The sequence below is a fragment of the Thiohalophilus sp. genome (assembly GCF_031581315.1).
Lineage (GTDB): Bacteria > Pseudomonadota > Gammaproteobacteria > UBA6429 > Thiohalophilaceae > Thiohalophilus.
This window is the reverse complement of record NZ_JAVLAZ010000117.1, coordinates 1-6076: the sequence shown is the minus strand read 5'-3', so window position 1 is coordinate 6076 and position 6076 is coordinate 1. Positions and strand designations below refer to the sequence as shown.

The window sequence follows — 6076 nt, the reverse complement described above, 5'->3', positions numbered from 1 at the left end:
TTGAGGGACTTGTCGGGCAGGTGTTCGGCCCCGCTAACAAGCTGGGCGAAGAATTTGTCCGGCATCTGGCGGGCCGCCTCGATCGCCAGTGAAATATCCCCGGGTCGATCACGCAACAGCACTTCCAGCAGCAACTCGGCTTGCAAGAGATCTTTGCGAACCTTGGTTTGCTGTGCGACAGGACGCCGAACCGCTGTCACCAGTTTATGCAGGGCGAAGCGGGCCGGGGCCGGCACATTCACCAGGATGCCGGCGCGCGCTACCACTACTCCCGGTTGCGCGGATTCCAGCAAATAATCGAGAAATCGTACCGGTTCGGCATAGGTCTTCAGCGCCGGAATCAACACCGGTTTGCCGGCGGGTTTACCAATAAGTGGGGTCAACAGATCGACACTCAGCTGTTTGCCCTGGATGCGGAAACCGGTGGAGGGTGCTTTGCGATCCAGGGCAGGCACCTCAACCACCCCCATACCCGAATCAAGTAACGCCTGACGTAAGTTTGTCTCCTGGTTCTCGACCCCCACCGTAAGCCGGTCATCACCGGCAATATCAATATCGTGTGTTTCGAGGGTACGGGTCGGCCATTCGACGCCGAGCATGTTGCCGTAGATCGAAAACGCGTGCGAGCCGACCAGCACGCCGCCCAGCAAAAATACGCCTGTCCGCTCCAGCACTTCCAGCAGGCGCGCCTCTGCCGCACTGACGGTGAGCGCCCCCCCACTGATCAACATGGAAACCAGCTGTTCCCGGGCCGCGCGATCGGGCTCGGCCTCTCTCCAGAGCTGCTTTTCATTCTCGATGAGGCGGCGAACCTCGGGGGTATCCGGCCCGACATAATGCTGGGTTTTACGGCTGCCAACCGTCAATTGCAGATACCAGTGCCGGCCACCTTTAATCGATTTGCTGACAAAGGAGAGCCCCCGGCTGGCAGGCGCATTTGCCTGCAGGCATTGGCTCAGCAGCTGGGTATATAAAAGTTGGGTGCTCTGCGGTAGTTCGCGCATCTTCCGGCCTCCCTTCAGTTATACGCAGTTTAGTAATAAACAGCGTATAACGCCAGAATGCGCTCCGCCTCAATCAGGGGCCAGGGGCTAGTCGGGTAGGCCCGATATAGCGCAGCGGTATCGGGCGCCCCTGGTTGCCGGACACCGCTGCGCTATGTCCGGCCTACTCATTAGGAGCCAGGAGCCACGAGGGTGGGGTGATAGAAAATCAGCCCCGGCAAACCCTCTAGCAACTAGAACCTAGTCACTAGCCCCTCCCTCAAGCAACTGCTTGAGGGACTCGGCGTGGCGCCGGGACTGGGCGGCGAAGCGCAGGCGCCGGGCGAGGACGATGTTTTGCAGGTCGGCGAGGGCGGTTTCGAAGTCGTCGTTGATGACCAGGTAGTCGAATTCGGCGTAGTGGGACATTTCGTTGACCGCATCGCGCATGCGCCGGGCGATGACCTCGTCGGGGTCCTGGCCGCGGCCGCGCAGCCGTTCTTCCAGCGCCTCGCGGGAGGGCGGCAGAATGAAAATGCCGACGCAGTCGGGAACCTGCTTGCGCACCTGCGCCGCGCCCTGCCAGTCGATCTCCAGGATCACATCGCGCCCGGCCTCCAGTTCCTGTTCGATACTGGCCATGGCCGTGCCGTAATAGTTGTCGAACACTTTGGCGTGTTCCAGAAAGCGGGCCTCGCCAATCATCCGCTCGAAGGTCGGCACATCGGTAAAGTGGTAATGGATCCCGTCCTGCTCACCGGGGCGCATGGGCCGGGTGGTGTGCGAAACGGAGACATCGATATCGGGCGTGCTCTCCACCAGCGCCGCTACCAGCGAGGTCTTGCCGGCCCCGGAGGGGGCGGCGATCACATACAGGGTGCCCAGGGTGGAGTATTCGTCTGTCAGTGCCATAGGTTGTTGTCCGGGTTGGTTATTCGATGTTCTGGACCTGTTCGCGCATCTGTTCGATCAGTACTTTCAAATCGACCGAGGCCCGGGTCATCTGTTTGTCCACCGATTTGGAGCCCAGCGTATTGGCCTCGCGATGCAGCTCCTGCATCAGGAAATCAAGCCGGCGTCCCACCGGTTCGTCCACCTCCAGCACCTCGCGGATTTCCCCCAGGTGCATGCGCAGGCGATCCAGCTCCTCGTCCACGTCAGCCTTTTGCGCCAGCAATACCAGCTCCTGCTCCAGCCGATCTTCATCGACCTCCTGGCGCAGTTCATCCAGCCGGGTGCGCAGTTTGTCGCGCCAGGCCTGGTGAATTCCGGGCAGTGTCGATTGCAGTTCAGCGACAATCGACTCGATACCCTCGCAACGCTGCAACAGCGCCTCGCGCAGTTTCTCTCCCTCGCGCCGGCGCATGGCCTGCAGATCGTCCAGCGCGCTGTCGAGCAGCTCGCCGAGGGCGTTGCGCAATTGGGCCTCATCGGCGGGTGCGCTGCGCATCACACCCGGCCAGCGCATGAGATCCAGGGAGCTGACCGGCGCCGGGTTGTAGATATATTTATCTACCACGTGGCTGGCTTTAGCCAGTTCCTCGACCAGCGCCAGATCTACATCCAGCCCCTGGGCCGCCACCGCCGGCTGAAAACGCAGACTGATATCCAGTTTGCCGCGCGCCAGTCGCTCGCTCACCTGCTCGCGAATCAGCGGCTCGAAGGCCCGCAGATCCTCGGGCAGGCGCAGATTCAAATCAAGATAACGATGATTGACGGAACGGATTTCAAGACTGAATTCGCCCGGTTCGCCCGACCAGCGCTGGCGGGCAAAGGCGGTCATGCTGTAGACCATGTGCGTTATCTTTCTTTATATATTGGTAGTGGATGCCGATAGTTATAGCGTACAGCAAGCCGCCGGGGTTGACCATCCATCCGGACCAGGAGTGTGGTAATCTTGCCGGGCTGATGAGGGCGAACAAAACGCTATGGCCAAAATTACCCACGAACTTCCCAATGGCACCCGACTTGACGGGTACACCATCCAGCGCGTCATCGGCGGTGGCGGCTTCAGTATCGTCTATCTGGCCACCGACGATAGCGGCAACAAGGCGGTGATCAAGGAGTACATGCCCAGCAAGCTGGCGGTCCGCGACGAGCAACTGGACGTGGTGGCCTCGCAGGATCATTTCGTCGAGCGTTTTGCCCATGGCCGGCGCCTGTTCTTTCAGGAAGCCGGGACCCTCTCAAGCATCAAGCACCCCAACATCGTCAACGTGATCAACTTCTTCCGCCAGCACGGCACGGTCTACATGGTGATGGAGTTCGAGGAAGGGGTGAACCTGCAGGGCTATATTCTCAAACACAAGGGCAAGATGAGCGAAGCCTTCATCCTGACCGTGTTCAACGGCCTGCTCGACGGGCTGCAGCATATTCACAGCCGGGGCCTGCTGCACCTGGACATCAAGCCCGGCAATATCCATCTGCGTCCCGGCGGCCGGCCGCTGCTGCTCGATTTCGGCGCGGTGCACGAGATGATGCATACCCGCCAGTTCCAGCCCAACCAGGTGGTTACGCCCGGCTACTCGCCCATCGAACAGCTGGATCCCGGCGGTTACGTGGGGCCCTGGACCGACATTTATGCCATCGGCGCCACCATGCGCACCTGCATGAGCGGCCAGCCGCCCATGTCCGCGACCAAGCGCCGCGAACGGGACAGCATGCGCCCGGCGGTCTACGCCTTTAAAAAAGGCTATTCCCAGCGCCTGCTCAGCGCCGTGGACCGCGCCATGGAAGTCGATCCAATGCTGCGCCCCCAGTCGGTGGATGAATTGCAGTCCCTGCTGGCAAATGGCGAGCCCGACAGCGCGGTGGAAGAAGGAGGCTGAATCGTGCAGGTGGAGATCGGTCGTACCAGCCGCCTCGGCAACCGCGAGATCAACCAGGATCGCCTCGGCGCCTTTGTCAGTGAACAGGGGACGCTGCTGGTGCTGGGCGACGGACTGGGCGGCCGCCCCGGCGGCGATCTGGCCGCCCAGGCGCTGGTGGATACCATCGAGACCGAGCTGGGACTGCATCCCCTGCCCGCCGAGGATCCACCGCGCTTTTTGCGCGAGCTGTTGCGCCGGGCCCATCGTGCCGTGCTGTTGAGCGGCCAGGAGCAGGATCCGCCCCTGGCACCCGGTACCACCGCCGTGTTGTGTCTGATCCAGGAAGGCAAAGCCTGGTGGGCGCATGTCGGCGACAGCCGCTTTTACCTGTTCCGGGACGGCCTGCCGATCTACCGCACCCAGGACCATTCCTACGTGGAGCAGCTCTATCAGGAAGGGCGCATCTCGCTGGCCAAGCGTCACGGCCACCCGATGCGCAACTTCGTCACCCAGTGCATCGGACTCAATCCCGGCGAGCCGCAGGTGTCGATCAGCAACAGCGTTCCGATCCAGGAAGGCGACGTGCTGCTGCTCTGTTCCGACGGTTTCTGGGAACCGCTGGACGATGCCCTGATCGGCTCCAGCCTCGACTCCGGCAGCCTGCGCGACACCATCGACCAGCTGGCCGAACGGGCCGAACAGTCCAGCTATCCCCACAGCGACAACACCAGCGCCATCGCCGCGCGCGTGATCTCCCTACAGCAACTGCACAAAAAACCCCGCCAGACCTCCCGGCGCCGCCACGACGTCAACACCCTCGACGGCGCCATCGAGGAGATCGAACGCGCCATCAAAACCTACGAAGACGAAATGAAATAAACAGCTCACCACCAAGACACGAAGGCACAAAGAAAAGATATTTAATTTGTAAAACTTGGTGTCTTGGAGTCCTGGTGGTGAATATTTTCAGACGTTAACGGCCGGAGCCAGACGCGCTATACTGCCGCCTCATTCAAGCGACGAGATTCAACATTATGCGACCCAGTGGCCGAAACCCCGATCAGTTACGCGATATCAACATCACCCGTCATTACACCAAGCACGCCGAAGGCTCGGTGCTGATCGAGTTTGGTGACACCAAGGTGATCTGCACCGCCAGCGTCGAGGATCGGGTCCCGGGCTTTTTGCGTGGCCAGGGCCAGGGCTGGATTACCGCCGAATACGGCATGCTGCCACGCTCCACCGGCAGTCGCATGGGCCGCGAGGCCGCGCGTGGCAAGCAGGGCGGGCGCACGGTCGAGATCCAGCGGCTGATCGGTCGCTCCCTGCGCGCCGCGGTGGACCTCAAGACACTGGGCGAGTTTTCCATTACTGTTGATTGCGATGTCATCCAGGCCGACGGCGGCACCCGCACCGCCTCGATCACCGGCGGTTATGTGGCGCTGGCCGATGCCATCAGCCACATGCTGGAAACCAAACAGATCAAAAAAGATCCCCTGATCAACCATGTCGCCTCTATCTCGGTCGGCGTCTTCAACGGCACCCCGGTGATGGATCTCGATTACGCCGAGGACGCCAACTGTGAAACCGACATGAACCTGGTCATGACCGACGAGGGCAAATTCATCGAGATCCAGGGCACCGCCGAGGGCGAGCCGTTCTCGCCGCAGGAGTTGCAGGCGATGCTGGATCTCGGCAAGCAGGCCATCGACCAGCTGATCGACAAACAGCGCGAAGCCCTGGGGGCCTGAGCATGCAGCGCATCGTGCTGGCCAGTAACAACCCGGGCAAGGTGCGGGAAATCGATCAGATGCTGGCCGGGATCGACATGCAGGTGCTGCCCCAGTCCGAGTTCAACGCCGGCGAGGTGGACGAGACCGGCCTGACCTTTGTCGAAAACGCGATTCTCAAGGCCCGCAACGCCGCGCAACACGCCAGCCTGCCGGCCATTGCCGACGATTCCGGCCTGGAAGTCGACGCCCTGGACGGTGCGCCCGGCATCTACTCGGCCCGCTATGCCGGTGCCGGCGCCAGTGACGAACAGAACCTGCAAAAACTGCTGGCCGATCTGAAAGAGATTCCCGAGGAAAAGCGCACCGCCCGCTTTCAATGCCTGCTGGTCTTCCTGCGCCACGCCAACGATCCCACTCCGCTGATCTGCCAGGGCACCTGGGAAGGCGTGATCACCTTCGAGCCGGCCGGCGACAACGGCTTCGGCTATGACCCGATCTTTTATGTCCCCGAACAGGGCTGCACCTCCGCCCAGTTGCCCGCCGAAACCAA

At 61.6% G+C, this 6076-nt stretch carries 7 protein-coding genes; 4 read left to right on the top strand and 3 right to left on the bottom strand.

Annotation, left to right across the window (positions count from 1 at the left end; translation table 11 throughout):
- The 3 genes from RI563_RS12220 to RI563_RS12210 form a co-directional block, all read right to left on the bottom strand.
- A partial coding sequence (locus tag RI563_RS12220) for a GSU2403 family nucleotidyltransferase fold protein (RefSeq protein ID WP_310694663.1) occupies positions 1-1004 on the bottom strand: 1004 nt, incomplete at its 3' end.
- 240 nt (positions 1005-1244) lie between these two features.
- On the bottom strand, positions 1245-1895 hold the full coding sequence (gene gmk / locus RI563_RS12215) for a guanylate kinase (protein WP_310694662.1): 651 nt from the start codon (positions 1893-1895) through the stop codon (positions 1245-1247).
- Positions 1896-1914: 19 nt separating this feature from the next.
- A complete protein-coding gene (locus RI563_RS12210; RefSeq protein ID WP_310694661.1) occupies positions 1915-2778 on the bottom strand; it encodes a YicC/YloC family endoribonuclease in 864 nt (287 codons plus the stop codon).
- A gap of 133 nt (positions 2779-2911) precedes the next feature.
- On the opposite strand from RI563_RS12210, the gene RI563_RS12205 reads away from it, so the two are divergent.
- From RI563_RS12205 to rdgB, 4 genes are all read left to right on the top strand, one after another.
- A complete protein-coding gene (locus RI563_RS12205; protein ID WP_310694660.1) occupies positions 2912-3811 on the top strand; it encodes a serine/threonine-protein kinase in 900 nt (299 codons plus the stop codon).
- A gap of 3 nt (positions 3812-3814) precedes the next feature.
- Entirely contained in the window at positions 3815-4672 is an 858-nt protein-coding gene (locus RI563_RS12200) for a serine/threonine-protein phosphatase (protein ID WP_310694659.1), read from the top strand.
- A 155-nt stretch (positions 4673-4827) separates the two neighbouring features.
- Entirely contained in the window at positions 4828-5544 is a 717-nt protein-coding gene (rph, locus tag RI563_RS12195; protein WP_310694658.1) for a ribonuclease PH, read from the top strand.
- 2 nt (positions 5545-5546) lie between these two features.
- The coding region (gene rdgB / locus RI563_RS12190; RefSeq protein ID WP_310694657.1) for an RdgB/HAM1 family non-canonical purine NTP pyrophosphatase at positions 5547-6076 on the top strand (530 nt) is incomplete at its 3' end.

What these genes read in the sequence shown, in the direction of transcription:
- gmk (WP_310694662.1), bottom strand. Translation starts at nt 1,895, where the DNA reads ATGGCACTGACAGACGAATACTCCACCCTGGGCACCCTGTATGTGATC.
- RI563_RS12210 (WP_310694661.1), bottom strand. Translation starts at nt 2,778, where the DNA reads ATGGTCTACAGCATGACCGCCTTTGCCCGCCAGCGCTGGTCGGGCGAA.
- RI563_RS12205 (WP_310694660.1), top strand. Translation starts at nt 2,912, where the DNA reads ATGGCCAAAATTACCCACGAACTTCCCAATGGCACCCGACTTGACGGG.
- rph (WP_310694658.1), top strand. Translation starts at nt 4,828, where the DNA reads ATGCGACCCAGTGGCCGAAACCCCGATCAGTTACGCGATATCAACATC.